The sequence below is a fragment of the Oleiphilus sp. HI0067 genome, from assembly GCF_001635735.1.
Genome location: NZ_LWFI01001075.1, coordinates 1 through 973 on the forward strand (window position 1 = coordinate 1; position 973 = coordinate 973).

General features: G+C 47.5%; 1 protein-coding gene. It reads right to left on the bottom strand.

Annotated features, from left to right (window positions below; all coding sequences use genetic code 11):
• Window positions 1-960: cation-translocating P-type ATPase (locus A3739_RS14920; protein ID WP_231877089.1), on the bottom strand; the 960-nt coding region annotated here is incomplete at its 3' end.
• Between the last annotated feature and the right edge of the window lie 13 nt (window positions 961-973).

Consider the following 973-nt stretch of genomic DNA (forward strand, 5'->3'; position numbering starts at 1 on the left):
GCCGACCACTGCAAGTGGCAGCATGCATAAGTTATAGCCAAGTGCCCAGCAAATATTTTGAATAATGACTGTTCTTGTTCTGCGTGAATACTGGAAAGCGTCAGCCAGTGATACGAGGTGCTCGTTTAACAAAATGGCATCCGCATTGAGCTTAGTTAAGTCACTCGCTCCGCCCATTGCAATAGATAGGTTTGCGCGAGACAAAACGGGAAGATCGTTGATGCCGTCGCCGACCATCGCCACTTTTCTTCCTTCAGATTGCAGCGACTCAACGTAGTTCAGCTTTTGTTCAGGCGATTGCTCAGCTAAGAACGATTCGATACTCAATGTGTCGGCGACATGTTTCACTGAATGATGCTGGTCGCCACTTAAAATATGCACGGTTTTGCCCAGCTTACGCAGCGTTTCAATGCAGGCAGCTGCCTCTTCTCTTAGAGTGTCTTCGAGCTCAAACCGAGCAACTAATGTAGTGCCGTCAGACATAAATACGACAGGTCCATCGTGTTGATGTTGCAGTTCTTGTTTATCGAGCGTAGACGTATTTTGTCCGATAAAGCTAGCGCTGCCCATAAAATAGCGAGAGCCATCAATGATTCCGCTCACGCCTAAACCAACATGATTCTTGGCGTCGATGACTTCTTTGCTTGTCTGCTGAATAAATGCCTTGGCAATTGGGTGGGCGCTTTGGCGCTCAAGCGCGCTTGCAAATATAAGCGCGGTTTCTTTATCCAAGTTAGTGTTAGTGGCAAGCTGAACGTGAGAGATCGATAAACGACCTTCACTGAGTGTCCCTGTTTTATCAAAAATAACATCATTCGCTTGGGACATAGCTTCGAGTGCATGATGCTTGGTAAGCAAGAATCCAAGTCTACGTAATGCTGATGTTGCGCCGGTCAAAGCAGTCGGTGTGGCGAGTGATAAGGCACAAGGGCATGTTACGACGAGGACGGATAGGGTAATTGCAAAGGCTCTG